The sequence below is a fragment of the Fulvimonas soli genome, assembly GCF_003148905.1.
GTDB classification, from domain to species: Bacteria; Pseudomonadota; Gammaproteobacteria; order Xanthomonadales; family Rhodanobacteraceae; genus Fulvimonas; species Fulvimonas soli.
On record NZ_QGHC01000001.1, the window covers coordinates 61,905 to 87,028 of the forward strand.

Genomic DNA, 25,124 nt, shown 5'->3' on the forward strand with positions numbered 1-25,124 from the left:
AGAGAGGCTGGGTGAGGGTGCGGCCAGGGCCTGACGCCGCGCTCCACCCGGACCCTCACCCGCCTGCCGGCACCCTCTGCCGAAGGGAGAGGGATTCACTCGTGCGGGCAACGGGCGCCTGCGTGTCGCTGTTTCAGCCGGCGGGGTCCGCCAGCCGCTCCAGCATGTGCCGGATCGCTTCCGGTGCCTTCGCCCGGTTCAGTGTCGAGCCCCGCTGCTTGCCAGCGCCTCGCGCACATATCCCAGCAGCGCATCGTCCACCGCGCTGCCGCTGCGCAGCTCCGGTTCTTTCGCGTAGGCCTCGCGGATGCGCGCGTGGGTGGCCGGATCGTCGCCGGCGTATGCGCGGAAGAGTTCCATCCAGCGCCGTGCCATCGCCTGCACGCGCGGGTCGTTGGCCGGCACGCGGTCGGCAAGCGCGCCGCGCAATTCGGCGATGAGCTCGGGCCAGGCATGCATCTGCTTGCCGTAGTGGGCGCGCATGCGTTCCATCTCGTGCGGCTGCAGGTAGCGGGCGAAGATCGCCAGCCGCGCGCTTATCATCGCCTGCTCCACGAAGCGCTCCAGTCCGGGCGTGAGGCCGCTGCGCTCGCGCAGGCCGGGCTCGTTCTCGTTCATCGCGCGCAGGCGCATCAGGAACGCGGGATTGTCGCCGGTGCCGCGGCCCACCAGGTCCATCCAGCGCAGGGCGAGGAGCTGCGCGTCGGGATCGTCCGGCGTGGCGCCGCGCTCCATCGCCGCCCGCACGGCGGTGACCAGGGCGCTCCATTCGGGCAGCACGTCGGGATCGGTGTGCAGCGGCAGGGTCTTCAGTTCTTCCGGGGTGAAATACTTCTCGTACATCGTCATCAGCTCCAGCGTGTCCAGCCAGTCGGCCAGGTCGGGGGACTGTCCGGCGGCCAGCTGCGCGCGCAGGCGCACCAGCCGCTCGCGCAGGCGCGCCGCCTCGGCCGCCTGGCGGTCGATCTGCGCGATCTGGCGCTCGACCACCTCGGCCAGCGGCCGTTGCGGTCCGGACAGGGCGGCTCCGATGTCGGCAAGCGGCAGGCCCAGCTGGCGCAGGGCCTGGATGCGGTGCAGGCGCTCGACGTCCGCCTGCCCGTACAGCCGGTAGCCGGCAGCGGAGCGCGACGAGGGACGCAGCAGGCCGATCGCGTCGTAGTGGTGCAGGGCACGCACGGTCAGCCCGCAGCGCCTGGCCAGCTCGCCCACCGTCAGCAGCATCGTCCTCGCTCCTTCTCGTCGCGTGGCGGGCACGCTAAGGGCTCACGTTACGTGAGGGTCAAGCGTTCCGGCCACCTGCCGGCCAGGCGGCCTTGGGTTTACCCTTGGCCCGTTGCCGGGAAGCGCCATGACCGAACCGATCACCGTGCTGGTGGCCGACGACCACCCGATGTTCCGCGCCGCGGTGGTGCACACCCTGGGCGCGGCGGTGGCGGCGCGCGTGCTGGAGGCGTCCAGCCAGAGCGGCCTGGAGGCGGCGCTGGCCGTCGAGCCGGCGGTGGACCTGGTGCTGCTGGACCTCGCCATGCCCGGCGCGATCGGCTTCTCGTCGCTGCTGTGGCTGCGCGCCGAGTACCCGGACCTGCCGGTGATCGTGATCTCCTCCAACGACCGCCCGCGCACCGTGCGCCGTGCCCAGCAGTTCGGCGCCGCCGGCTTCGTCTCCAAGGCCGCGCCGGTGGAGGCGCTGGGCGAGGCGGTGCGCACGGTGCTGGACGGCGGCCTGGCCTTCGAGGCCAGCCGCGCCGAGCGCAGCCCCGAGGACGCCGCCCTGGCCGCCCGCCTGGCCCGGCTCACCCCGCAGCAGTTCCGCGTGCTGATGCTGCTGGCCGAAGGCCTGCTCAACAAGCAGATCGCCGACCGGCTGGGGCTGGCGGAGAACACGGTGAAGATCCACGTCACCGCGGTGCTGTCCAAGCTGGAATGCCGCTCGCGCACGCAGGCGGCGGTGCTGGTGAAGTCGCTGGATCTGGAGGAAGAAAGCGCAGTGGATTGAAAGCATCCGCCGTCGCCATGGGCGGGATGTGCCATCGCGTGATCCTTGCGCCAAGCGTCGGGAAGGCATCCGTGCTCCCCTGGGTTCGATGGAGGCGTCTTCAGCGTCCGGCACCGGGCAGCTTTTGCCTGCCAAAGGTCCCGGACGGCGGCCCGGTATGGGCGTTTCAATGCAGCCTTGCCCCATCTTCCGAGTCAATGGAGCCCGTCCATGGCATCGTACAAGCCCTCCGGCTACAGCACCGTTTCGCCATACCTGATCGTCGAGGGTGCGGCCGCGACCATCGACTTCCTGAAGCGGGTCTTCGGCGCCGTCGAGCTGCGGCGGATGCCCGGCGACGACGGCCGGCTGCGGCTTGCCGAGGTGCGGATCGGCGACACCGTCGTCATGCTCGCCGATCCGGTGCCGGCGGACTGGCCCGCCGTTGCCGCCCATGTGCATGTCTATGTCCCGGACGTGGATGCGGCCTACCGCAAGGCGCTCGATGCCGGGGCCGCGCCGGTCCAGGCGCCCGCCAGGAGGGACGGCGAGGACGACAGGCGCGGCGGCGTCAGGGATGCGGGCGGCACGACCTGGTGGCTGGCGACGGAGGTCGGCTGACTCTTTGCGCGCGTCCGGGCTTGTCGGCCGGGCGACTCAGCCGTGGTGCGCCAGCAGCCGGCTCATCAGGGCGCGCAGCCGCGACGGCGATACCGGCTTGAGCATGAAGCGGAGTCCGGCGGTTTCCAGTTCCGCGCGGACGCCGGCATCGTTGCGGGCGGTGAGTACGATCACCGGCGGCTCGCAGCCCCAGCGCCGGTGGAGATCCGGCAGCAGCGCGGGGCCGGTGGTGTCGCCGAGCTGGTAGTCGAGCAGAACCAGGTCGGGCGCGGGGGCGGAGCCGGCGAGCATGGCCGCCTCGATGGCGTCGCCGGCGGTGTCGACGCGGCAGCCCCAGCGCCGGAGCAGCACGGTCATGGCGGTGCGGGCCTGCGTGTCGTCGTCGATGCAGAGGATGCGGCGACCCACGAGCGGCGAATCGGTGTCGGCGGCCGGCGCGGCGCCGGGGGCCTCGCCGGCCTCGGCCGGGGCGGCGCGCGGCACGCGGATGGCGAACACGCTGCCGCCGCCGGGCCAGGAACGCACGCTCACGTCGTGGCCGAGCAGCTGCGCGATGCGGCGCACGATGGACAGGCCCAGCCCGGCGCTGCGCTCGTCGGCGTCCACGCCGGAGTCGAGGCGGCGGAACTCCTGGAAGATGAGTTCGCGCTGGTCGTCGGGGATGCCCACGCCGGTGTCCCACACTTCGATGCGCAGCTGGTCGCCGTCGCGGCGGCAGCCGAGCAGCACGCGGCCGCGCGGGGTGTAGTGCACGGCGTTGGAGAGAAAGTTCTGCAGCGCGCGGCGCAGCAGCACGGGGTCGCTGCGCACCCAGGCGCGGGTGTCCACGAAGTCGAGCCGCAGTCCGCGCGCCTGCGCCACGATGCCGAACTGGCGCGCCAGCTCGCCGAGGAGCGGCGACAGCGGCACGTCGGCCACCTGGGTTTTGAAGCCGCCGGCGTCCAGGCGGGCCAGGTCGAGCATGCTGGTGAGCTGGCTCTCCAGCGCCTGCAGTGCGTGCTCGACGCGGGCGAGCAGGGCGCGCCCGCCCGCGCCGTGCAGCGGCTCGCGCAGCGCGCCGGCGAACAGGCGCGCGGCGTTCAGCGGCTGCAGCAGGTCGTGCACGGCGGCGGCCACGTAGCGGGTCTTGTCGCGGTTGGCGCGGTGCGCCGCGGCGGTGGCCAGGCGCTGCTCGCGGGTGGCGGCGTCGATGCGGCTTTCCAGCGTGGCGGTGAGCGTGCGCAGCTCGCGCGCGGCGTCCTTGTAGGCGGTGATGTCGGCGTAGCTGGTGACGAAGCCGCCGTCGGGCAGGGGATGGCCGCGGATCTCCAGCACGCTGCCGTCGGGCCGCTCGCGCTCGTAGGTGTGCGGGCCGCCCTCGCGCAGGTAGTCGAGGCGGCGCTGGATCGCCTCCTCGACGTCGCCGGGGCCGAGCAGGCCGCGCTGCGCGTTGTGGCGGAACAGGTCCTCCACCGGCCGGCCCTTGCGCAGCAGCCCGGATGGGTACTGCATCAGCTCGGCGTAGCGGCGGTTCCAGGCGACCAGGCGCAGCTGCTTGTCCACCACGCTGACGCCCTGCGGCAGGCGTTCCAGGCAGTCCGGGTCGCCGGCGGCCGCCTGCAGCGCGGCCTGCACCAGGCTGTCCTGCGTCGAGCGCAGCGCGCCGGCATAGTGCGCCACCAGGCGTTCCAGCTCCTCGCGGCTGCGCTGGCGCAGGCGCGCCACGCGCAGGCGCTGCTGCAGGAACAGGCCGAGCAGGATCGCCGGCAGCCAGCCGCCGAGGACGACCAGGGCGGCGCGCCAGCCGGCGTGCGCGGCCTCGCGGGTGTCGACCAGCAGGTGCGCGGTCCAGCCCTGCGAGGGCAGGGCGATGGATTGCCACAGCACCTCGTGCGCGAGCGGCGGCTGCGTCACGCGCACGCGCCGCCCGCCGTCGGCGAGGCGGGCGACGGTCCGCGCCCGGATCGGCCGCAGCGGCTGCTCGCCGTACTGGCGGGTGGCGTGCAGCGCCTGCGCCGCCGCGGGCGCCAGCGGCTGCAACGGGTGGTACAGCCAGGCGGGGCGGTTGCTGAGGAAGACCACGCCGTGCGCGTCGCTGAGCAGGATGGTGGCGGGATCGCCGGCCCATTCGCGCTCGACCGTGTCCAGGGTGATCTTCACCACCACCACGCCGATGCGGCGGCCGTCCGCGTCGTGCACCGCCTCGGCGATGAAGTAGCCGGCCACGTTGGTGGAGACGCCGATGCCGTAGAAGCTGCCGTGGTCGTGCGCCATCGCCAGCTGGAAATAGGGCCGGAAGCCGTAGTCGAGGCCGACGTTGCTGGACGGTTCGCGCCAGTTGCTGGCGGCCAGCGCCACGCCGCGGCGGTCGATCAGGGTGAGCGTGGAGACGTGGGTGAGGCCGTTGGCCTGTTCCAGCTTGCGGTTGAGCGCCGCGGTGTCGACCCGGCCGGCCGGCGCCTCCAGCGCCTGGCGCAGCACGGGGTCCAGCGCGAGCACGGTGGGCAGCACGCGGTAGCGGTCGACGAAGCGCTGCAACGCCAGCGCGCGCAGCTGCAACTGGCCGGCGGCCTGCGCCGAGAGCCGGCGCAGCGCGCGTTCCTGCGCGATGCGGCCGGCGCCCCAGGCGCTCGCGAGCATGGCCGCGGCGAGCAGCAGGACGGCGGTCAGGCGGCGGTGGCGGCGGGTCATCGGTGCGGGGCGTCGCGCGGGTCCGGCGCGATGGTCGCACAGCCGCGGGCCGGCCAAGGGGCCGGCTAGCCGGAATGTGCTATACGCCGCGCGCGCGTCCTGGGCTACAAATCCGCCCGTCCACGAAGCCGGCCGCCGCGGCCGGCGGAGGAAGGGTGCCGATGCTTGCCGCCACGACGACGCCACCCGCGCGCCGGCCGATCCACCGCCGGCTCTACGTGCAGGTGCTGTGCGCCATCGCGCTCGGCGCGCTGGTCGGCCACCTGTGGCCGCCGGCCGGCGAGCAGCTCAAGCCGCTGGGCGACGCCTTCATCAAGCTGGTGAAGATGGTGATCGCGCCGGTGATCTTCCTCACCGTGGTCAACGGCATCGCCGGCATGAGCAGCCTGCGCTCGGTGGGGCGGGTGATGGCCAAGGCGCTGCTCTACTTCGTCGCGCTGTCCACGCTGGCGCTGGTGGTGGGCCTGGTGGTGGCGCACCTGGCGCGGCCGGGCGCGGGACTGCACATCGACCCGGCCGCGCTGGACGCGGCCAGCGTGCGCGGCTACGCCAGCAAGGCGCACGAGCTCACCCTCACCGGCTTCCTGCTGGACGTCATTCCGTCCACGGTGGTCGGCGCCTTCGCCTCGGGCAACATCCTGCAGGTGCTGTTCTTCGCGGTGGTCTTCGGCATTTCGCTGGCGATGGCGGGCGAGCCCGCCGCGCCGGTGGCGCGCTTCTTCGAGGCGCTGGCCGCACCGGTGTTCCAGCTGGTGCACCTGCTGATGAAGGCCGCGCCGGTCGGCGCGTTCGGCGCGATCGCCTTCACCATCGGCCGCTACGGCATCGGTGCGCTGGCCAACCTGGCCTGGCTGGTGCTCACCTTCTACGCCGCCTCGGCGCTGTTCGTGCTGGTGGTGCTCGGCGCGGTGGCGCGGCTCACCGGCTTCTCGATCCTGGCGCTGATCCGCTACCTCAAGGCCGAGCTGCTGCTGGTGCTGGGCACTTCGTCCTCGGAGGCGGCGCTGCCCTCGCTGATGGAGAAGATGGAGCAAGCCGGCTGCCGCAAGTCGGTGGTGGGCCTGGTGGTGCCGGCCGGCTATTCGTTCAACCTCGACGGCACCAACATCTACATGACGCTGGCCGCGCTGTTCATCGCGCAGGCCACCGGCATCGAGCTTTCCCTGGGCCAGCAGCTGGTCCTGCTCGGGGTGGCGATGATCAGCTCCAAGGGCGCCGCGGGCGTGACCGGCGCCGGGTTCATCACGCTGGCGGCCACGCTCGCCGTGGTGCCGGCCGTGCCGGTGGCCGGCATGGCATTGATCCTGGGCGTGGACCGCTTCATGAGCGAGTGCCGCTCGCTGACCAATTTCATCGGCAATGCCGTCGCCACCGTGGTGGTGGCGCGCTGGGAAGGGGCGCTCGACCGCTGCGCCCTGGACGAGGCACTGGGCCGCGCGCGCCGGGATGCCGTCGGCACGCCGCGACGCCGGATCATGATCGAATCGGGAGAACCGCGATGAGTCGTTGCAGCCTTTTCCTCGCGGCGCTGGCCGCCGCGTTCTGCGTCGCCGCCGCGGCGCCGGCCGTCGCCGACGATGCCGCGCCGGCGCAGACGATCGCGCTGTGGCCGGGCACGCCGCCGGGCGGCGGCAGCGGTCCGCGCGGTCCGGAGCGGATCGGCCAGAGCGGCACCGGCGTGGGCGCGGTGTCCAACATCAGCCGGCCGCGCATCGAGATCTACCGGCCTTCGCGGCCCAACGGCACCGCCGTGCTGCTGGTCGGCGGCGGCGGCTATTTCCGCATCGGCATCGGCCACGAGGTGATGCCGACCGCGCGCTGGCTGGCCGCGCTGGGCGTGACGCCGGTGGTGCTGTACTACCGCCTGCCCGGCGAGGGCTGGACGCCGGCCGCGCCGTTCCAGGACGGCCAGCGCGCGATGCGCCTGCTGCGCGCGCAGGCGCGCGAGCTGGGCATCGACCCGCAGCGGATCGGCGTGATCGGCTTCTCCGCCGGCGGCAACCTGGCCGGCATCGTGGCGACGCGCTTCGCCGACGCGCTCTACGCGCCCGTCGACGCGGCCGACCGGCAGTCGGCGCGTCCCGATTTCGTGGGGCTGATCTATCCGGTCAGCACCCTGCAGCCCCCGTACGACACCACGCGCTCGGTGCGCGAGCTGTCGGCGCAGCCGGATGCGGCGACGGCGTACACCATCCAGCTGCACGTGAGCCGCGACACGCCGCCCACCTTCATCGCCGACGCGGTGGACGATCCCATCGTCGACGTCGATACCGGCGTGTCGCTGTTCGCCGCGCTGGTCAGGCAGCACGTGCCGGTCGAGCTGCACGAGTTCGAGCGCGGCGGCCACGGCTGGGGCCTGGGCCAGCCGGGCACCCCGGTGGCGGCCTGGCCGCGCCTGTTCGCCGCCTGGGCGCGCAGCCACGGCTTCCTGCCCGCGGCCGGGGACGCCGCCGCGCCGTTCGCCGCACCGGCACCGCAGGCGCAACCGGCCAAGGCGCGCGCGGCCGCGGCCGACGGCGGCGCGGACGACAACGACGACTGACCGATCCACTCCGTTTCCAGGGGAGCGCACCATGACACCGAACCCACGCATCCTGCCGGCCGCCGCACTGGGCGCCCTGCTGCTGGCCGTCGCCGCGCCCGGCCATGCCGCCGATACCGTATCCAACGCCGAACTGCTCAAGCTGGTCCGACAGCAGGCCGCCGAGATCAAGGCGCTGAAGCAGCGGATCGGCGCGCTGGAGGCGCACGAGGCACAGGCCGCCGCCGCGCCGGCCGCCGCCACGCCGCTGCAACGCCAGGCCGCCGAGAACCGCGAGGCCGTGGCGGCGGCGGTGGCCGACGCCCGCGCCGACGAGCAGGCGCTGGCCCGGGCGCGGCTGGTCGACAGCGACGGGCGCGGCGCCGGCGGCGGCGTCACCACGCGCTGGGGCAAGGGCCACGAGGCCGGCCCGACCTTCAGCAGCGACGACGGCTTCTTCACCTTCAAGCCGGACGGCCGCCTGGTGATGGACTTCACCGGCACGCGCGGTTCGGACTACGACGCGCGCAACCTCAGCGGCTCGCAGGTCAACTCCGTGCGGTTGGGCGCGGAGGGCACGATGGGCAAGCTCGGCTACCACTTCGAGGTGGACTTCGCCGGCAACAAGACCTCGCTGAAGGAGGCCTACCTCTCCTACGCCACGCCGGTGTTCGGGCTGCCGAGCAAGTTCTACCTGGGCAACTTCCTCAAGGACCTCGGCACGGAAGGCTCCAGCGAGGGCGTGACCACGCCGTTCATGCTGCGCAATGCGGCGGCCACGGTGGGCGAGCCGGTGAACAGCTATTTCGGCCTGGGCGGGGAGTGGAAGATCTTCGGCCCCGACTGGCACTACAGCCTGTCGGTGAGCGGCAACTCGCCCGCCGCCTCCACCACCGGCAGCGAGACCGACTCCGTCGCCTACCTGACCCGCGCGCACTGGAACCCGCTCAAGGGCGGCGACGGCTTCCTGCACGTGGGCGCCTGGTACTACTACGAGAAGATCGGCAACGGCGTCGCCAGCATCAACAACACGCCCGCCATCGCGCTGGACTACAACGGCAACCTCGCGGTGTCGGCCAGCTCCATCGCCGACCCGACGCAGGACCGCGGCGTCGGCTACGAGCTGGGCGGGGTCTACCGCAACTTCTGGGCGATGGGCGAATACGGCAAGCGCACGATCGATTCCAGCAGCGTCGATGCGGTGACGCGGCACGGCTCCTCGCTGGCGGCCGGCTGGATGATCACCGGCGAGAAGCCGGGCTTCTCCAGCCGTGGCGGCAACTGGCAGGGCGTGCACGTGAGCGACCCGCTGACCTCCGGCGGCTGGGGCGCCTTCGAGCTGGCCGCCCGCGTCGACCACTACGATTTCACCGGCGCGCCGCGCGGCGGCAAGGGCATCAGCTATACGCTGGGCCTGAACTGGTATTTCAACGACTGGTCGCGGCTGATGGTCAACTACATCCGCTGGTATACCGACAACAAGGTCGGCAGTTACCAGGGGCCGGACTGGGGCAACTCGCTGGGCGTGCGGGCGCAGGTGGTGTTCTGATCCCGGCGCCGGCCGGCCCTCGCCGCCGCGCCGGCGCGCGGAACCGGGGCGGAAGGAACCGGGTTAGAATCGGCGCTTTCCGGCCGGACCCCCAGGACCTATGAAGCGATTTCTTGCGATGCTCCCCGGCGCGCTGCTCGCCGCCTGCGGCGCCCACGGGCTGCGCGACACCACCCCGAAGCTGAGCAGCCACACCGGCAAGGACGTGGCCGCCTACGTCGAATGCGTGCGCGGCAAGTGGGACGCGCTGGGCGTGCAGGCGAGCGCCTCGGCCAAGGACCAGGAAGGCCGGGTCTCGGCCAGCGACAAGAACGGCGCGCGCGAGCTGATCCAGGCGACCGCCGACGGCACCGGCGCGCTGGTGGTGCTGTACGAGCGCCAGGACCGCGACAAGACCTACGACCCGCGCTACCGCGACGCGGCGGTCGGCTGCCTGTGATCCCCGGCGGCCGCGGTTCGCCGCGGCCTCGCCGGCTCCCTCTCGACCAAGGTCGCAAGGTCCCGCGCCCGCCGCTGGTCTAGGCTTGCCCGGTCACGGGCGGAACGGGATCTTAAGGCCATGCGCTACGAGGATTTCTACCGGCAGTCGGTCGAACGGCCGGAACAGTTCTGGGCCGAGCAGGCGCGGCGCATCCACTGGGAGACGCCGCCGGCGAAGATCCTCGAGGAGTCCACGCCGTTCCGCCGCTGGTTCGTCGGCGGCACCACCAACCTCTGCCACAACGCCGTCGACCGCCATCTCGCCGAGCGCGGCGAGCAGCTCGCGCTGGTGGCGGTCTCCACCGAGACCGGCATCACCCGCGAGCTGAGCTACCGCGAGCTGCACCGCGAGGTGAACACCTTCGCCGCCGTGCTGGCCGCGCTCGGCGTGGGCCGCGGCGACCGCGTGGTGATCTACCTGCCCAACGTCGCCGAGGCGGTGTTCGCCATGCTGGCCTGCGCGCGCATCGGCGCGATCCACTCGGTGGTGTTCGGCGGCTTCGCCGCGCACAACCTGGCGCTGCGCATCGACGACGCCGAGCCCAGGCTGCTGGTCTGCGCCGACGCCGGCATGCGCGGCGGCAAGGTGATCCCGTACAAGCCGCTGGTGGACGCGGCGCTGGCCGAGGCGAAGTCGCCGCCGCCGCAGGTGCTGATCGTCGACCGCGGCCTGGACCCGCAGATGACCCGCGTGGCCGGCCGCGACCTCGACTACGCCGAGCTGCGCCGCGCGCACGAGGGCGAGCAGGTGCCGGTCGCCTGGCTGGAATCGAACGAGCCGAGCTACCTGCTCTACACCTCCGGCACCACCGGCAAGCCCAAGGGCATCCAGCGCGACGTGGGCGGCTACGCGGTGGCGATGGCGATGTCGATCCGCTGCATCTTCGACGTCGCGCCGGGGCAGGTGATGTTCTCCACCTCCGACGTGGGCTGGGCGGTGGGGCACTCCTACAACGTGTACGGGCCGCTGATCGGCGGCGCCACCTCGCTGCTGTACGAGGGCCTGCCGACGCATCCCGATCCCGGCATCTGGTGGCAGCTGTGCGAGCGCTACGGCGTGCGCACCATGTTCTCCTCGCCCACCGGCATCCGCGTGCTGAAGAAGCAGGACGCGGGCTGGCTGAAGAAATACGACCTCTCGGAGCTGAAGTGGCTGTTCCTCGCCGGCGAGCCGCTGGACGAGCCGACCGCGCACTGGATCACCGAGGGCCTGGGCGTGCCGGTGATCGACAACTACTGGCAAACCGAGACCGGCTGGCCGGCGATCACGCTGATGCCGGGGCTGGACCTCAAGCCCGTGAAGTTCGGCTCGCCCGGCCTGCCGGCACCGGGCTACCGGATGAAGGTGATCGACGAGACCACCGGCGGGGAGGCCGCGCCGGGCCAGAAGGGCGTGCTGGTGTTCGAGCCGCCGCTGCCGCCGGGCTGCCTCAGCACCGTGTGGCGCGACGACGCGCGCTACGTGAGCAGCTACTTCAGCCACTTCAGGGAGCCGGTGTACAGCTCGCTGGACTGGGCGATCCGCGACGCGGACGGTTACGTCACCATCCTCGGCCGCACCGACGACGTGATCAACGTGGCCGGCCACCGCCTGGGCACGCGCGAGATCGAGGAGTCGGTGTCCACCCATCCGGCGGTGGCCGAGGCCGCGGTGGTCGGCGTGAAGGACGAGCTGAAGGGGCAGGTGCCGGTGGTGTTCGCCACGCTCAAGCAGGGCGTCGGCGAAGCGCCGAAGCAGGTGGCGCAGGGCATGCAGCAGCGCGTGGTCCAGCAGCTCGGCGCGCTGGCGCGGCCGGCGCGGGTGTACGTGGTGAACGCGCTGCCCAAGACGCGCTCGGGCAAGCTGCTGCGCCGCTCGCTGCAGGCGCTGTGCCAGCAGGCCGATCCCGGCGACCTGTCCACGCTGGACGACCCCGGCGCGCTGGACGAGGTGCGCCGCGCGCTGGAGCGCGGGCCGGACCTGGGGGCCTGAACCGCGACAGCCAAAGAAAGGGAAGGGCCGGGACGCGCGCGTCCCGGCCCCTCGGGCCTCACCCCGCGACGGTGACGCTTCAGGCGGCCGCCGCCTCCTTGGCCTGCGCGGGCGCCGCCAGCGGCAGGCGGATCAGGTAGTCGAAGGCGGAGAGCGCCGCCTTGGAGCCCTCGCCCAGCGCGATCACGATCTGCTTGTACGGCACCGTGGTGACGTCGCCCGCGGCGAACACGCCCGGCACCGAGGTCTCGCCGCGCGCGTCCACCTCGATCTCGCCGCGCGGCGACAGCTTCACCGTGCCCTTCAGCCACTCGCTGTTGGGCAGCAGGCCGATCTGCACGAACACGCCTTCCAGCGCCACGTGCCTCGACTCGCCGCTGGCGCGGTCGGTGTAGTCGAGGCCGGTGACCCTGTGGCCGTCGCCCAGCACCGCGGTGGTCTGCGCGCTGACGATCACGTCCACGTTCGGCAGGCTGCGCAGCTTGCGCTGCAGCACCTCGTCGGCGCGCAGCCTGCCGTCGAACTCCAGCAGGGTGACGTGGCCGACGATGCCGGCCAGGTCGATCGCCGCCTCGACGCCGGAGTTGCCGCCGCCGATCACCGCCACGCGCTTGCCCTTGAACAGCGGGCCGTCGCAGTGCGGGCAGTAGGTGACGCCCTTGTTGCGGTACTCCTGCTCGCCCGGCACGTTCATGTTGCGCCAGCGCGCGCCGGTGGAAAGGATCACCGTCCTGGCCTTCAGCGAGGCGCCGTTGGCCAGCACCACCTCGTGCAGGCCGCCCTCGCGGTCGGCGGGGACCAGCTTCTCGGCGCGCTGCAGGTTCATCACGTCCACGTCGTACTCGCGCACGTGCTGCTCCAGCGCGGCGCCCAGCTTCGGGCCCTCGGTGTAGGGCACCGAGATGAAGTTCTCGATCGCCATGGTGTCCAGCACCTGGCCGCCGAAGCGCTCGGCCGCCACGCCGGTGCGGATGCCCTTGCGCGCGGCGTAGATCGCCGCCGCGGCGCCGGCCGGGCCGCCGCCCACCACCAGCACGTCGAACGGCGCCTTGGCCGCGATCTTCCCGGCGTCGCGCGCGGCGGCGCCGGTGTCGACCTTGGCGAGGATCTGCTCCACCGTCATGCGGCCCTGGCCGAACACCTCGCCGTTCAGGAACACGGTGGGCACCGACATCACCTGGCGCGCCTCCACCTCGTCCTGGAACAGTGCGCCGTCGATGGCGACGTGCCTGATGCTGGGGTTGAGCACGCTCATCAGGTTGAGCGCCTGCACCGTCTCCGGGCAGTTCTGGCAGGACAGCGAGAAGTAGGTCTCGAAGTTGTAGTCGCCGTCCAGCGCGCGCACCTGCTCGATCACCTGCTCGTCGAGCTTCGGCGGGTGGCCGCCTACCTGCAGCAGCGCCAGCACCAGCGAGGTGAATTCGTGGCCCATCGGGATGCCGGCGAAGCGCACGCCGACGTCGGTGCCCGTGCGCTCGATCGAGAACGAGGGCTTGCGCGCGTCGGCGCCGTCGAAGCGCACGGCGACCTTGGGCGAGAGCGCGGCGATGTCCTCGAGCAGCTCCTTCAGCTCGCGCGACTTCCCGCCGTCGTCGAGGGAGGCCACCAGCTCGATCGGGTGGACGACCCTCTCCAGGTAGGTTTGCAGCTGGGATTTGAGATCGGCATCCAACATGGCGGACTCCATCGTTTCGTTTTCTTCGGGATGAGCGCGACGAGCACCCGGCGGTACCGAGCGTCCATGCGCATCGAAGTTCGGGGAAAGGACCCGGCGGAGCCGCCGGGTCCGGGATGGCGGTTCAGGTGAACCGCCGGGCTTAGATCTTGCCGACCAGGTCCAGCGACGGGGCCAGGGTCTTCTCGCCTTCCTTCCACTTGGCCGGGCACACCTCGCCCGGGTGGTTGGCGACGTAGATGGCGGCCTTGACCTTGCGCAGCAGCTCCTTGGCGTCGCGGCCGATGCCCTCGGCGGTGATCTCGATGCCCTGGATCACGCCCTGCGGGTCGACGATGAAGGTGCCGCGGTCGGCCAGGCCGGTCGGGCGCAGGATGTCGAAGTTCCTGGAGATCTCGTGGGTCGGGTCCCCGATCATGGCGTACTTGATCTTGCCGATCGCCGGCGAGGTGTCGTGCCAGGCCTTGTGCGAGAAGTGGGTGTCGGTGGAGACGGAGAACACTTCCACGCCCAGCTTCTGGAACTCGGCGTAGTTGTCGGCCAGGTCTTCCAGCTCGGTCGGGCACACGAAGGTGAAGTCGGCCGGATAGAACACGAACACGGCCCACTTGCCCTTGATGTCGGCGTCGGACACTTCGACGAACTTGCCGTCCTTGTAGGCCTGGGCCTTGAAGGGTTTGACCGGGGTATTGATCAGCGACATGCGCATGCTCCCTTTGGTGGTGGTGGTTATGAACTGACCGGCAAAGCATAGACCCTGCCATTCCATCGATCCAATTGATTGTCAGGATGGCATCCATTGTCTGCGGCTATCGTTGCCGGCGCCCGGTTTCACGGCGGCCGTCCGGGGCGGTCGCCCGCGTAGTGCGCGCGGGGGCGGATCAGGCCGCCTTCCGCCTGCTGCTCCAGCGCGTGCGCCAGCCAGCCCGCGGCGCGGCCGGCGGCGAAGATCGCCAGCGCGGCATCGGCGTCGAGCCCGTGCGCGCAGGCGAGCGCCGCCAGCGCGAAATCCAGGTTGGGCCGCAGGCCGCACTGCGCCTGCGCGGCCTCGGCCAGCAGGCGGATGCGGCCGGCCGCGGCGGGGCGCGGCCGCACGGCGTCCAGCGCGCGCAGCAGCGCCTCGGCGCGCGGGTCGCCCTCCGGGTAGAGCGGATGGCCGAAGCCGGGCAGGGGGTCGCCGCGGCGCAGGCGCTCGCGCACGCCCTCGGCCGGCCGCCGCTCGCGCAGCAGCTCCTGGATCAGCGCGTGCGAGCGCGCCGCCGCGCCGCCGTGCTGCGGTCCCGACAGCGCGGCCAGGCCGGCGCACAGCGCCATGTGCAGGCTGGCGCCGGTGGAGGCCGCCACGCGGGCGGCGAAGGCGGAGGCGTTGAGCTCGTGGTCGGCGCACAGCACCAGGGCGCGGCGCACCAGGTCCGCGAAGGACGCCCCCTCGCGGCGCCAGCCGGCCGCCAGCCGTTCGTGGACGGGGCGGCGGTCGGGGCGGCCGCCGCACAGCAGCGCCGCCGTCTCGCGCAGCAGCCGGGCGGCCTGCTGCTGGCGGCGCAGCGGGTCGCGGCTGTGCGAATGCGGCGCGTCGTGCGCGAGCAGCGGCAGCGCGGCGGCGGTGCGCTCCAGCGGCGGCAGGCCGCGCTGGCGCAGCAGCGCGGCCACCGCCGCCGGCCATGGCGCCGGCGCGACGGCGGCGAACGGGTCTGGTTCGCCGCTGCCCCACAGCAGGCGCGCGACTTCCTCCAGCGTGGCGCCGGATTCGGCCAGCGCGAGCGCGGACTGGCCGCGGTAGTAGTGGCCGTGCGGGCGGATCAGCGAGATCTGCGTCTGCAGCACCGGCAACCCCCAGGCCAGGCTGTGCGCCGCGCCCTGCGCCGCGCCGCGGCCGGCCTGGCGGCGCTCGATCAGGCGCTCGACGTCCTCGGCGCGGTACTCGCGGCTGCGCCCGTCCGCGCCGGGGCGCGAGTCGATGCGGCCGCGGCTGACGTAGGCATACAGCGTGGGCAGGCTGACGCCGAGGCGTTCGGCGGCGGCGCGGGCGGTGAGGTAGTCGCTGGGCATGGCGACATGTTGATCCATTTGATCAAGATTGATCAACCTATGGGGCTATGACACAGTGGGGCCTCCCTCCCGGACCCGGGTGCGCGATGCCCCGTGGAACGGTATGCGACGCCCGCGCGCGGCGGGGCCGCGACGACGGCGCCGTCGGCTGGCCGCCATCGCGGCTGCCGTGCGGCCCGGCGGCGCGCCTACTGCGCCGCGGCAAGGCCGCGGGGAGCGCATCGCTTACAATCAGCCGTTTCGGAGACGCACGATGAGCCGAGTCGATTCCGCCGGCGGCCGCTTCCGCGCCGCGCTCGCCGCCGAGCGGCCGCTGCAGGTGATGGGCGCGATCACCGCCTACGCCGGCCTGATGGCCAGGCGCGTGGGCTACAAGGCGCTGTACCTGTCCGGCGGCGGCGTGGCCGCCAACTCGCTGGGCATGCCGGACCTGGGCATCAGCACGATGGAGGACGTGCTCACCGACGCGCGCCGCATCGTGGACGCCACGCAGCTGCCGTTGCTGGTGGACATCGACACCGGCTGGGGCGGCGCCTTCAACATCGCGCGCACCATCCGCTCCTTCGTCAACGTCGGCGTGGCCGCGGTGCACATCGAGGACCAGGTCGGGCAGAAGCGCTGCGGCCACCGCCCCGGCAAGGAGGTGGTGGCGAAGGAAGAGATGGTCGACCGCGTGAAGGCCGCGGTGGACGCGCGCACCGACCCGGGCTTCGTGATCATGGCGCGCACCGACGCGGCCGCGGTGGAGGGCATCGACGCGGCGATCGAGCGCGCCTGCGCCTACGTCGAGGCCGGCGCCGACATGATCTTCCCCGAGGCGATGAAGACGCTGGACGACTACCGCCGCTTCAAGGCCGCGGTGAAGGTGCCGGTCCTGGCCAACCTCACCGAGTTCGGCTCCACGCCGTTCTTCACCACCGACGAGCTGCGCGCGGCGGACGTGGACATCGCGCTGTACTGCTGCGGCGCCTACCGCGCGATGAACAAGGCCGCGCTGAATTTCTACGAGACGGTGCGCCGCGAGGGCACGCAGAAGAACATCATCGACACCCTGCAGACGCGCGAGGAGCTGTACGACTTCCTCGGCTACCACGCCTACGAGGACAAGCTCGACGCGCTGTTCGCCGGCAAGAAAGGCTGAGAGACCCGCCGCGCCGCCGTGGCGGCGCCGGCATCCGCAAGCATTGAGGAGAAGCACCCGATGAGCGAGCAAGTCCTTCCCAAGGCCAAGAAGTCGGTCGCCCTGTCCGGCGTGGCCGCGGGCAACACCGCGCTGTGCACGGTCGGCCGCAGCGGCAACGACCTGCACTACCGCGGCTACGACATCCACGACCTGGCGGCCAAGGGCTGCTTCGAGGAGGTGGCCTACCTGCTGGTGCACGGCGTGCTGCCGAACTGGGCGGAACTGAACGCCTACCGCGCCAAGCTCAAGCGCCTGCGCGGCCTGCCGGCGCCGGTGAAGGGCGCGCTGGAGCTGCTGCCGGCCGCCACCCACCCGATGGACGTGCTGCGCACCGGCTGCTCGGTGCTGGGCACCGTGCTGCCGGAGAAGGACGACCACAACGTCACCGGCGCGCGCGACATCGCCGACCGCCTGATGGCGAGCTTCGGCTCGATGCTGCTGTACTGGTACCACTTCAGCCACAACGGCAAGCGCATCGAGACGGAGACCGACGACGACTCCATCGCCGCGCACTTCCTGCACCTGCTGCACGGCCGCAAGCCCAGCGACCTGCACGCGCAGTCGCTGGACAAGTCGCTGGTGCTGTACGCCGAGCACGAGTTCAACGCCTCCACCTTCACCGCGCGCGTGATCGCCGGCACCGGCTCGGACCTGTACTCGGCCATCACCGGCGCGATCGGCGCGCTGCGCGGCCCCAAGCACGGCGGCGCCAACGAGGTGGCGATGGAGATCATCGCGCGCTACCGCAGCGCCGCCGAGGCGGAGGCGGACATCCGCGCCCGGGTGGAGCGCAAGGAGATCATCATCGGCTTCGGCCACCCGGTGTACACGGTGTCCGACCCGCGCAACGAGATCATCAAGGAGATCTCGCGCAAGCTGTGCGCCGAGGGTGGCAACCCGACGCTGTTCGAGGTGTCCGAGCGCATCGAGAAGCTGATGTGGGAACTGAAGAAGATGTTCCCCAACCTCGACTGGTACTCGGCCAGCGCCTACCACATGATGGGCGTGCCCACCGCGATGTTCACCCCGCTGTTCGTGATCGCGCGCACCTCCGGCTGGAGCGCGCACGTGATCGAGCAGCGCCAGGACGGCAAGATCATCCGCCCGAGCGCGAACTACACCGGGCCGGAAGACCAGGCCTACGTGCCGATCGAGAAGCGCTGAGCGCGCCGGGCCGACCGGGAAAGGAGAGAAGGGAGCCCGCCGGGCTCCCTTTCCGCTTCCGGCCTTTGGCCGGCGTTCAGCCGGATGGCGGCGGCGGCCTGCAATGCCGCGGCAGCACTGTATCGGCGGCGATACAGCGCGCGGGCCCCGGCGTCGTTCCGGCCTGCGCGCGGCAAGCCGTTGTCCTGCCGGGATTGTCTGGCGCACCTGCGCGCATCGCGCGGCGTGCGCGGACGGCGGCGCTGTAACGGGGGCGCATCACTCCACCGCTGCTGCCGACCGGGGACGTCCGGACGGCCGCGTCGCGGATGCGGCGCAAGCGGCTGATTCCCTTCGCCTTGTCCGTCCTTGCCCGCGGCGGGACAAAGTGGCACGCATGTTGCGACGCCGGTGTGCTGGCTTCAGCACAAACAGGGGGTCACCGCATCGTTCAGGAGTACAGACATGCGCAAGACTCTTATCGCCACCGCGATCGTCCTCGGCATCGGTATGGCGCTTCCCGCGTTCGCGGACAAGCTCAACAACAATTCCAACTCCTTCAACAATTCCAGCACGCACAGCTACTCGGATTCGAGCACCCACACCAAGACCAATTCGAGCACGCACTCGTACGCCGACGCGATGAACTCGGGCGACGCCAATGCCGCCGCCCAGGGCAGCTCGGCGGCCAACAACGGCGGAACCGCCACCTCCTCCATCACCGACTCGTTCAACGTCAGCAACGCCGTGGCCAACAGCACGCTCAACGGCGCGGTCACCCACGTCTACGTGCATGACATCGGCAACGTGGCGAAGAACTTCGGCGACGCCAACGGCGGTGCCGGCGGCGACGGCGCGCGCGGCATCGGCGGCCGCGGCGAGGGCGGCCGCGGCGGTTCGGGCGGCGACGGCGGCGACGCGCGCGCGGGCAGCGGGCATGCCGGCGGTTCGGACAGCTCCAGCGGCTACGTCGGCGCGCTGAGCGCGGCGGGCGGCGGCGAGTCCAGCGGCGACAACGGCGATACGCGCAACCGCCAGCGCGGTGCCGGCAGCGGCACGGCGACCGGCGGCGCGGGCAGCTGGACCGGCGGCGCGGGCACCAGCGGCGCGTCCACCGCATCCAGCGGCGCTTCCACCTCCACCGGCGGCACCAGCGGCGCGGCCGACAGCGCCGGCGGCGCGGGTGCCGCCGGTGGCGCGGGCGGCAGCGGCGCGGGCGGCGCGGGCACGGGCGGCGCCGGCGGCGCCGGTGCGGCTGGCGGCACCGCCTACGCGGATGCCGGCAGCTTCGACATGTCCAACCAGATGAACAGCGCGGCGGCCGCGGCCGCGGGCGTGACCATCATGGCGCAGAACAGCGGCGCGGCGTCGCTGATCCAGCAGGGCGTCAACGTGCAGGCCAACCTCAACGTGGGCCAGTAACCACCCGGAGGACGGGCGGCGGAGCCGCAGGGTTCCGCCGCCCATGACGGTCGCGGCCCGCGCACGGGAGCGCACGCTCCCGGCGGTGCCGCGGACGTGGCCTCCCCGCAGGAGCGCAGCCATGATCCCCATCCGTAACCTCGGCGGAGCGGCGGCCCTGTGCCTGGCCGCGTCGTGCTGGGCGCAGGGCCGGCCCGCCGGCGGCTATCTGCTCGCCGGGCCGACGGCTTCCTACGTGCGCGCCGCGACGGCGGCGCACGCCGGCTACGTCGCCGGCCTGGGGCAGAGCGTCGGCGCCGACGACCTCGCGCGGCAGAGCGGCGGCACCGACATCCACGAGCACATGCGCCTCGACGGCACGGTGTCGGACGACACCGCCGACCACGTGGTCAGCGGCGCCAACTCGATCAGTGCGGGCTCCTTCGGCAGCGCCGTCGGCCTGCCGACGGTGATCCAGAACAGCGGCAGCAACGTGCTGATCCAGAACGCCACCATCATCAACGTGCAGTTCCAGCCATGAGGAGGTGGACGCTGCCGCTGGCGCTGCTCGGGCTCGCCGTGTGCGCCGGCGCCGCGCCGGCGGCCTCGGTGCAGATCAACAGCGGCACCGGGCAAAGCTATGCCTTGCGCCTCACCAGCCTGAAGGAGGCGAAGTTCCGCAACACCGTGCGGCAGAAATACGACTTCAGCTGCGGCTCGGCCGCGGTCGCGACGCTGCTCACCTACCAGTACGGCTACCCGGTGAGCGAGCAGGCGGCCTTCGAGCAGATGTACGCGCACGGGGACCGCGCCAAGATCAACCGCGAAGGCTTCTCGCTGCTGGACATCAAGCGCTACCTGGAGGCCAACGGCTTCGAGGCCGACGGCTTCCGCGTGCCGCTGGACAGGCTGGCCGAGGAGCACCTGCCGGCGATCGTGCTGATCGAGGACCGGGGCTACCACCATTTCGTGGTGGTCAAGGGCCTGCTGGCCGGGCGCGTGCTGGTCGGCGATCCCGCGCTGGGCACGCGCTCGATCCCGCGCGACCGCTTCGTCCGGCAGTGGAGGAACGGGCTGGTGTTCGTGATCCACAACCGGCGCGACCTGGCGCGCTTCAACGCGGCCGGCGACTGGCGCGCGGCGCCGTTCGCGCCGCTGCCGGCGGGCGTCGACCGGCGCGGCCTGGACGCGGTGACGCTGCCCAGGCGCGGGCCCGCGGATTTCTGAGGCCGCCGGGATGACGCCCGCCTTCCACCGTCGCCTGCTGTGCCTGGCCGCGCTGGGCGCGGCGGGCGTGTGCGGCGCGGCGCGCGCGCAACCGCCGCCGGTTCCCCTGCCGTCGCCTTCGGCCCGGCCGGCGCTGCCGGGCGCGCCGGTGAGCGATGCCGTCCTCGACGGCGTGCGCGGCGGCTACGACGTGGGGCAGGGCCTGGTCGCCTCGCTCGGCGTCGCGCGGGCGGTCTACGTCAACGGCAGCCTGGTCACCTCCACCCGCTTCAGCGTCCCGGACATCGCGCACCTCACCGCTCCGCAGGCCGCCGCGCTGGCCTCGGCCCTCGGCGCGGTCAACCTGGTGCAGATCGGCGCGAACAACAGCTTCGACCCCTCGCTGCTGCGGGGCGGCCTGGGCGCGACGGTCATCCAGAACACGCTGGACCGGCAGGCCATCCAGGGCCTGACCACCCTCGACGTCACCGTCAACACGTTGGGCGCGTTCCGCGCCCAGAGCCTGCAGGACAGCCTGCAGGCGGCACAGCTGGGTTCGCTGGGGCACTGACGCCGGCGCGGCGATGGTCGCCAGGCGGGCGGGCATTCGCCGCGCCCGGGAGGAGGCACGATGGAACGCAAGCAAAAGCATCGGAAGTGGGGCGCCCCGCTCGGCTGCGCCGGCCTGCTGTGGTTCGGCGGCTGGGCGGTGGCGCAGGACGCGCCCGCGCCGCCGCCCGCGGCGCCCGGCGACGCGATCTCCGATACCTTGCGCAAGCGCGTGGCCGAGCAGGGGCAGCGCATCGACGCGATGCGCCAGCAGCTCGCCGCGCAGCTGGCGCAGATCGATGCCATGCGGCGCCAGCTGGCCGCCCAGGAGGCCGACTACCGGGCGCTGCGCCACGCCGTGGGCATGGACGTGCTGGACCAGCAGCGCGGCGGCAGCATCGGCGCGGCCGGCGGCCGCGCCACCGCCTTGCCGATGCCGGTCCAGGACGCCACGGTGGCCGCCAGCGACGAACCGGCCGCGACCCGGCCGGTGGGGCAGGCGCCGCCGCAGGACAGCCGCCCGCCTGAAGTGGCGCCGATCTTCGAGCAGCCGGGCGTGCTGACCCCGCGCGGCAGGCTGGTGATCGAGCCGTCCTACCAGTTCGGCTATTCCTCCAACGGGCGCGTGGCGCTGGTCGGCTACACCGTCATCCCGGCCATCCTGATCGGCCTGATCGACGTGCGGCAGGTGCGCACGACCACCCAGACCGCGGTGCTGGCCGCGCGCTACGGCTTCACCAACCGCTTCGAGCTGGAGCTGCGCGTGCCGTACGTGCACAGCCATACCGACACGGTCAGCCGCGAGATCTTCACCGGCGCCGCGCAGGACAACGTGTTCGGCTCCAGCGGCAAGGGCCTGGGCGACGTCGAGGCGACGGCGCGCTACCAGCTCAACGACGGCGGCGCCGACAGGCCGTACTACATCGCCTGGCTGCGCTACAAGTCGCGCACCGGGCGCGATCCCTTCGAGGTCACCACCGATTGCGTGACGCGCTGCGCACAGAACGCCACCGGCACCGGCCTGCCGCTGCAGCAGCCGACCGGCTCGGGCTTCAACGCGCTGCAGCCGGGCGTGACCTGGCTCTATCCGTCCGACCCGGTGGTGTTCTTCGGCAACCTCAGCTACCTGTACAACTTCGAGCGTGACAACGTGTACCGCAACCTGGTGCTGGCGGGGCGGGAGTACCTCGGCAAGGTGAAGGTCGGCAACGTCGCCGACGCCAGCGTCGGCATGGGGCTGGCGCTCAACGAGAAGGCCTCCTTCAGCATCGGCTACGACCAGAGCTGGATCGGCGTGACGCGGCAGAACGGCCAGAAGGTGCCCGGCTCGACCAGGGTGGTGCTGGGCACGCTGCTGATCGGCGGCTCCTACCGCTTCAGCGACAGGCGCACGATGAACTTCACCCTCGGCGTCGGCGTGACGCGGGACACCCCCGACGCCACGGTGACGGTGCGCGTGCCGATGATGTACTGAGGGCGCCGCCGGCCTCAGGCCGCCGCGCGGCGGCGGTGCCGCATCAGCCAGCCGCCGCCGCAGACCGCCGCGACCAGCAGCGCGTCGAGCGCGTAGCGCGCCCAGGGCCGCGGCTCGAACCAGGGCGACAGCAGGTGGTCGTGGGCGATCATCCGCGCGGCGGTCCAGGCGATCGCGCCGGCGCCGATGTAGACGATGACCGGGAAGCGCTCGATCCAGCGCAGGATCAGCGTGGAGCCCCACACCACCAGCGGCACGCTGATCGCCAGGCCGAGGATCACCAGCGGCAGGTGGCCGCGCGAGGCGCCGGCGATGGCCAGCACGTTGTCCAGGCCCATCAGCGCGTCGGCCACCACGATGATGCGCAGCGCCGACCAGAAGCCGCCGGCGGCATCGACCTCGGGTGCATGCTCCTCGTGCTTGAGCAGCTTGGCGGCGATCGGCAGCAGCAGCAGGCCGCCGGCGAGCATCAGCCCGGGCAGCCTGAGCAGGTAGACGACCACCGCGGTCAGCAGGATGCGCACGGCGACGGCGCCGAACGTGCCCCAGAACACGGCCTTCTTCTGCAGCGCCCTGGGCAGGTTGCGCGCGGCCAGCGCGATCACGATCGCGTTGTCGCCGGCGAGCACGAGGTCGAGCAGGATGATGGCCAGGAGGCCGGAGAGGAAGTCGTAGCCGGGTATCGATGCCATGGAATGATCCAGCGCGCCGGACTCGTGCGACGGCGGCGAACGACGCGCGGGTTCGCCGTCATCGCAAAAGTCTCGTCCGCCGCCGCATGGCGCCGCGGTGACCGGGGCGGCGTTGTCGCCCGTGATGACGGCCATCGCGCGGGAACGGCCGATGGCCGGTCCCGGAACTACTCCCTTTTGGGATGGATGCAACGCGGCCATTGTCGGTGCCGTTGCGGCGGCCGGTCAAGCGCGCCGCCTCCGCGGGCGGTTAAAATGGACGCTTTCATCCACCTCGAGTACGCCGCATGAGCGCCCACGACATCCGTTCCGCCGTCCGCCCCGATCCCGACCAGCCGATGGTCGACATCGCCGACTACGTGGCCGATTACCAGATCGAGTCGAAGGAGGCGTACGACACGGCGCGCTACATGCTGCTCGACTCGCTGGGCACCGCGATGCTGGCGATGAAGTTCCCCGAGTGCGTCAAGCACCTGGGGCCGGTGGTGCCGGGAGCCACGCTGCCGGGCGGCGCGCGCGTGCCGGGCACCAGCCACGAGCTCGATCCGGTGCAGGCGGCCTTCGCCATCGGCACGCAGATCCGCTGGCTGGACTTCAACGACACCTGGCTGGCCGCCGAGTGGGGCCATCCGTCGGACAACCTCGGCAGCATCCTCGCCGTGGCGGACTACCTCGGCCGCAAGGCCGAGCGCGAGGGCGGCCGGCCGTTCACCGTGCGCGACGTGCTCGGCTACGCGATCAAGGCCCACGAGATCCAGGGCTGCTACGCGCTGAAGAACAGCTTCAACCGCGTCGGCCAGGACCACGTGATCCTGGTGCGCCTGGCCTCCACCGCGGTGGCCACGCACATGCTGGGCGGCAGCAAGGAGCAGATCGTCACCGCCGTCTCGCACAGCTGGATCGACAACGGCGCGCTGCGCACCTACCGCCACGCCCCGAACACCGGCCCGCGCAAGAGCTGGGCCGCCGGCGACGCCTGCCGCCGCGCCGTCACCCACGCCATCAACGCGGTGTACCGCGGCGTGGTGGGCTACCCGTCGGCGCTGAGCGCCAAGACCTGGGGCTATTACGACGTGGCCTTCAAGGGCAGGCCGTTCGAGTTCGAGCGCCCGTTCGGCAGCTACGTGATGGAGAACGTGCTGTTCAAGATCAGCTACCCGGCCGAGTTCCACGCGCAGACCGCGGTGGAGTGCGCGATGAAGCTGCACCCGCAGGTGGCCGGCCGGCTCGACCAGATCGAGAAGGTGGCGATCGAGACCCAGGAAGCGGGCGTGCGCATCATCGACAAGACCGGCCCGCTGGCCAACTACGCCGACCGCGACCACTGCATCCAGTACATGGTGGCCGTGCCGCTGATCTTCGGCCGCCTCACCGCCGACGACTACAACGACGACGTGGCGGCCGACCCGCGCATCGACGCCCTGCGCGAGAAGATGGCGGTCAGCGAGAACCCGCAGTTCACCAGGGACTACTTCGACCCGGACAAGCGCTACATCGGCAACTCGGTGCAGGTGTTCTTCAAGGACGGCAGCAGCACCGAGAAGGTCTCGATCGACTATCCGATCGGCCACCGCCGGCGCCGCGCCGAGGGCATCCCGGTGCTGCTGAAGAAGTTCGAGGCGGCCCTGCGCGGCCACTTGCCGGCCCACCGGATCAAGGCCATCCTGGACGCGGCCGGCGACCCGGCGCGCCTGGACGCCATGCCGATCCAGCAGTTCCTCGGCCTCTTCACATTGTAAAGATGTTGTTAGTGGAGTAATAAGTTCCGCCGCGCCGCGGCGGAGTCGCTCCGTTGAGCAGAAGCGACTTTGGGTTCAATAAGTTACGCTCGCTCGGGATTCATTTCAGAAAGGCGAGCTCATTTCGAGGAGACACCTGATGAAACGTAAGGGCATGTATTTGTTGATTGCCTTGGCCCTGAGCGGCGTGGGAGCGGTTCATGCGCAGGACACGGCTGCGCC

General features: G+C 71.9%; 19 protein-coding genes and 2 pseudogenes. 15 read left to right on the forward strand and 6 right to left on the reverse strand.

The window, feature by feature from the left end; translation table 11 throughout:
- Nucleotides 1-198 precede the first annotated feature (198 nt).
- Entirely contained in the window at nt 199-1,224 is a 1,026-nt protein-coding gene (locus C7456_RS00280) for a MerR family transcriptional regulator (RefSeq protein ID WP_109721784.1), read from the reverse strand.
- Nucleotides 1,225-1,351: 127 nt separating this feature from the next.
- On the opposite strand from C7456_RS00280, the gene C7456_RS00285 reads away from it, so the two are divergent.
- Together C7456_RS00285 and C7456_RS00290 are read left to right on the forward strand one after the other, a co-directional pair.
- Nucleotides 1,352-1,999, forward strand: a complete 648-nt coding sequence (locus C7456_RS00285) for a response regulator (protein WP_109721785.1) — start codon at nt 1,352-1,354, stop codon at nt 1,997-1,999.
- A 210-nt stretch (nt 2,000-2,209) separates the two neighbouring features.
- Complete coding sequence (locus C7456_RS00290) at nt 2,210-2,599, forward strand: VOC family protein (protein ID WP_109721786.1); 390 nt, start codon at nt 2,210-2,212, stop codon at nt 2,597-2,599.
- 36 nt (nt 2,600-2,635) lie between these two features.
- On the opposite strand, the gene C7456_RS00295 is transcribed toward C7456_RS00290, so the two are convergent.
- On the reverse strand, nt 2,636-5,269 hold the full coding sequence (locus tag C7456_RS00295) for a hybrid sensor histidine kinase/response regulator (RefSeq protein ID WP_109721787.1): 2,634 nt from the start codon (nt 5,267-5,269) through the stop codon (nt 2,636-2,638).
- Nucleotides 5,270-5,430: 161 nt separating this feature from the next.
- Here C7456_RS00295 and C7456_RS00300 point away from each other — a divergent pair.
- The 5 genes and pseudogenes from C7456_RS00300 to prpE all read left to right on the forward strand — a co-directional run.
- A pseudogene (locus tag C7456_RS00300) lies at nt 5,431-6,699 on the forward strand (dicarboxylate/amino acid:cation symporter); the annotation flags it as partial.
- Between the two features lie 68 nt (nt 6,700-6,767).
- Nucleotides 6,768-7,811, forward strand: a complete 1,044-nt coding sequence (locus C7456_RS00305; protein ID WP_109721789.1) for an alpha/beta hydrolase — start codon at nt 6,768-6,770, stop codon at nt 7,809-7,811.
- A gap of 31 nt (nt 7,812-7,842) precedes the next feature.
- On the forward strand, nt 7,843-9,339 hold the full coding sequence (locus tag C7456_RS00310) for an OprO/OprP family phosphate-selective porin (protein ID WP_109721790.1): 1,497 nt from the start codon (nt 7,843-7,845) through the stop codon (nt 9,337-9,339).
- Between the two features lie 100 nt (nt 9,340-9,439).
- Entirely contained in the window at nt 9,440-9,778 is a 339-nt protein-coding gene (locus tag C7456_RS00315) for a hypothetical protein (RefSeq protein ID WP_139942914.1), read from the forward strand.
- A 102-nt stretch (nt 9,779-9,880) separates the two neighbouring features.
- A pseudogene (gene prpE, locus C7456_RS00320) lies at nt 9,881-11,791 on the forward strand (propionate--CoA ligase); the annotation flags it as partial.
- 79 nt (nt 11,792-11,870) lie between these two features.
- On the opposite strand, the gene ahpF reads toward prpE, so the two are convergent.
- From ahpF to C7456_RS00335, 3 genes are all read right to left on the reverse strand, one after another.
- Nucleotides 11,871-13,466, reverse strand: a complete 1,596-nt coding sequence (gene ahpF / locus C7456_RS00325; protein ID WP_109722099.1) for an alkyl hydroperoxide reductase subunit F — start codon at nt 13,464-13,466, stop codon at nt 11,871-11,873.
- Nucleotides 13,467-13,608: 142 nt separating this feature from the next.
- A complete protein-coding gene (gene ahpC / locus C7456_RS00330; RefSeq protein WP_109721793.1) occupies nt 13,609-14,169 on the reverse strand; it encodes an alkyl hydroperoxide reductase subunit C in 561 nt (186 codons plus the stop codon).
- A 128-nt stretch (nt 14,170-14,297) separates the two neighbouring features.
- Nucleotides 14,298-15,515, reverse strand: coding sequence for a citrate synthase family protein (locus tag C7456_RS00335; RefSeq protein ID WP_109721794.1), 1,218 nt, complete (start codon nt 15,513-15,515; stop codon nt 14,298-14,300).
- 253 nt (nt 15,516-15,768) lie between these two features.
- Here C7456_RS00335 and prpB point away from each other — a divergent pair, with 253 nt between their 5' ends.
- The 7 genes from prpB (at nt 15,769) to C7456_RS00370 (ending at nt 22,471) form a co-directional block, all read left to right on the forward strand.
- Complete coding sequence (gene prpB, locus C7456_RS00340; protein WP_109721795.1) at nt 15,769-16,656, forward strand: methylisocitrate lyase; 888 nt, start codon at nt 15,769-15,771, stop codon at nt 16,654-16,656.
- Nucleotides 16,657-16,716: 60 nt separating this feature from the next.
- Nucleotides 16,717-17,862 carry a bifunctional 2-methylcitrate synthase/citrate synthase gene (gene prpC / locus C7456_RS00345; protein ID WP_109721796.1) on the forward strand — a complete coding sequence of 382 codons (1,146 nt, stop codon included), beginning with the start codon at nt 16,717-16,719 and terminating at the stop codon, nt 17,860-17,862.
- A 444-nt stretch (nt 17,863-18,306) separates the two neighbouring features.
- Nucleotides 18,307-19,263 carry a hypothetical protein gene (locus C7456_RS00350; RefSeq protein ID WP_109721797.1) on the forward strand — a complete coding sequence of 319 codons (957 nt, stop codon included), beginning with the start codon at nt 18,307-18,309 and terminating at the stop codon, nt 19,261-19,263.
- A gap of 121 nt (nt 19,264-19,384) precedes the next feature.
- Nucleotides 19,385-19,783 (forward strand): hypothetical protein, encoded by a 399-nt coding sequence (locus C7456_RS00355; RefSeq protein WP_245889725.1) that lies wholly within the window; start codon nt 19,385-19,387, stop codon nt 19,781-19,783.
- Nucleotides 19,780-20,469, forward strand: coding sequence for a C39 family peptidase (locus C7456_RS00360; RefSeq protein WP_109721798.1), 690 nt, complete (start codon nt 19,780-19,782; stop codon nt 20,467-20,469). The genes C7456_RS00355 and C7456_RS00360 overlap by 4 nt, the downstream gene beginning before the upstream one ends.
- A gap of 10 nt (nt 20,470-20,479) precedes the next feature.
- Nucleotides 20,480-21,019, forward strand: a complete 540-nt coding sequence (locus C7456_RS00365) for a hypothetical protein (protein WP_109721799.1) — start codon at nt 20,480-20,482, stop codon at nt 21,017-21,019.
- Nucleotides 21,020-21,079: 60 nt separating this feature from the next.
- A complete protein-coding gene (locus tag C7456_RS00370; RefSeq protein WP_170120135.1) occupies nt 21,080-22,471 on the forward strand; it encodes an acetate kinase in 1,392 nt (463 codons plus the stop codon).
- A 14-nt stretch (nt 22,472-22,485) separates the two neighbouring features.
- Here the strand turns inward: C7456_RS00370 and C7456_RS00375 are convergent, their stop codons facing one another.
- Nucleotides 22,486-23,163, reverse strand: a complete 678-nt coding sequence (locus tag C7456_RS00375) for a TerC family protein (protein WP_109721800.1) — start codon at nt 23,161-23,163, stop codon at nt 22,486-22,488.
- A 287-nt stretch (nt 23,164-23,450) separates the two neighbouring features.
- Here C7456_RS00375 and C7456_RS00380 point away from each other — a divergent pair, with 287 nt between their 5' ends.
- Nucleotides 23,451-24,902, forward strand: coding sequence for a bifunctional 2-methylcitrate dehydratase/aconitate hydratase (locus tag C7456_RS00380; RefSeq protein WP_109721801.1), 1,452 nt, complete (start codon nt 23,451-23,453; stop codon nt 24,900-24,902).
- The last annotated feature ends 222 nt before the right edge of the window (nt 24,903-25,124 follow it).

Excerpts from the sequence above, each read along its gene's own strand:
- C7456_RS00280 (WP_109721784.1), bottom strand. The coding sequence starts at position 1,224 with ATGCTGCTGACGGTGGGCGAGCTGGCCAGGCGCTGCGGGCTGACCGTG.
- C7456_RS00285 (WP_109721785.1), top strand. The coding sequence starts at position 1,352 with ATGACCGAACCGATCACCGTGCTGGTGGCCGACGACCACCCGATGTTC.
- C7456_RS00290 (WP_109721786.1), top strand. The coding sequence starts at position 2,210 with ATGGCATCGTACAAGCCCTCCGGCTACAGCACCGTTTCGCCATACCTG.
- C7456_RS00295 (WP_109721787.1), bottom strand. The coding sequence starts at position 5,269 with ATGACCCGCCGCCACCGCCGCCTGACCGCCGTCCTGCTGCTCGCCGCG.
- C7456_RS00305 (WP_109721789.1), top strand. The coding sequence starts at position 6,768 with ATGAGTCGTTGCAGCCTTTTCCTCGCGGCGCTGGCCGCCGCGTTCTGC.
- C7456_RS00310 (WP_109721790.1), top strand. The coding sequence starts at position 7,843 with ATGACACCGAACCCACGCATCCTGCCGGCCGCCGCACTGGGCGCCCTG.
- C7456_RS00315 (WP_139942914.1), top strand. The coding sequence starts at position 9,440 with ATGAAGCGATTTCTTGCGATGCTCCCCGGCGCGCTGCTCGCCGCCTGC.
- ahpF (WP_109722099.1), bottom strand. The coding sequence starts at position 13,466 with ATGTTGGATGCCGATCTCAAATCCCAGCTGCAAACCTACCTGGAGAGG.
- ahpC (WP_109721793.1), bottom strand. The coding sequence starts at position 14,169 with ATGTCGCTGATCAATACCCCGGTCAAACCCTTCAAGGCCCAGGCCTAC.
- C7456_RS00335 (WP_109721794.1), bottom strand. The coding sequence starts at position 15,515 with ATGCCCAGCGACTACCTCACCGCCCGCGCCGCCGCCGAACGCCTCGGC.
- prpB (WP_109721795.1), top strand. The coding sequence starts at position 15,769 with ATGAGCCGAGTCGATTCCGCCGGCGGCCGCTTCCGCGCCGCGCTCGCC.
- prpC (WP_109721796.1), top strand. The coding sequence starts at position 16,717 with ATGAGCGAGCAAGTCCTTCCCAAGGCCAAGAAGTCGGTCGCCCTGTCC.
- C7456_RS00350 (WP_109721797.1), top strand. The coding sequence starts at position 18,307 with ATGCGCAAGACTCTTATCGCCACCGCGATCGTCCTCGGCATCGGTATG.
- C7456_RS00355 (WP_245889725.1), top strand. The coding sequence starts at position 19,385 with ATGATCCCCATCCGTAACCTCGGCGGAGCGGCGGCCCTGTGCCTGGCC.
- C7456_RS00360 (WP_109721798.1), top strand. The coding sequence starts at position 19,780 with ATGAGGAGGTGGACGCTGCCGCTGGCGCTGCTCGGGCTCGCCGTGTGC.
- C7456_RS00365 (WP_109721799.1), top strand. The coding sequence starts at position 20,480 with ATGACGCCCGCCTTCCACCGTCGCCTGCTGTGCCTGGCCGCGCTGGGC.
- C7456_RS00370 (WP_170120135.1), top strand. The coding sequence starts at position 21,080 with ATGGAACGCAAGCAAAAGCATCGGAAGTGGGGCGCCCCGCTCGGCTGC.
- C7456_RS00375 (WP_109721800.1), bottom strand. The coding sequence starts at position 23,163 with ATGGCATCGATACCCGGCTACGACTTCCTCTCCGGCCTCCTGGCCATC.
- C7456_RS00380 (WP_109721801.1), top strand. The coding sequence starts at position 23,451 with ATGAGCGCCCACGACATCCGTTCCGCCGTCCGCCCCGATCCCGACCAG.